The organism is Pauljensenia sp. UMB6358 (assembly GCF_030216865.1).
Lineage (GTDB): Bacteria > Actinomycetota > Actinomycetes > Actinomycetales > Actinomycetaceae > Pauljensenia > Pauljensenia turicensis_A.
In genome coordinates this window covers 1-353 of the sequence record NZ_JASOMS010000067.1, presented here as the reverse complement: position 1 = coordinate 353, position 353 = coordinate 1, and the positions used below count along the sequence as shown (strand labels likewise).

The 353-nt window shown below is 50.4% G+C and carries 1 protein-coding gene; it reads right to left on the bottom strand.

From position 1 onward, the window contains the following. The coding region (locus tag QP381_RS08665; protein WP_285068556.1) for a hypothetical protein at positions 1 to 290 on the bottom strand (290 nt) is incomplete at its 3' end. Positions 291 to 353: the final 63 nt, after the last annotated feature.

Sequence of the window (353 nt, the reverse complement as noted above, 5' to 3'; positions counted from 1 at the left end):
AATTGCGGGCCCTTTTTCGCCCACTCGCGCACAACCTGTACGGTTTGCACGGCCCGCTCATAATCAGCCGGCTCATGCACTTGCAACCAAGCCGCGTACGCGTCTTCATCGGTAACCTCATAATCGAGGGTTTCAGCAGGCTTAGTAATACTCACGGTGGCGATATCCGCCCCATTAGGGGCATGCGCCGTAACCTTAGTACCAGGCTCAAAAGCCTTTTCCACCAGGTAGGCTTTACACGCCTTTTCCACCTCGCTAAGGTGAGACTTAATAATCTTGATAGTTGTCAAATATTCGAGTGCTTGCGCCGTATTCTTCTTAGAAAGACGCGGAAGTTTAGTACCCAATTCTTA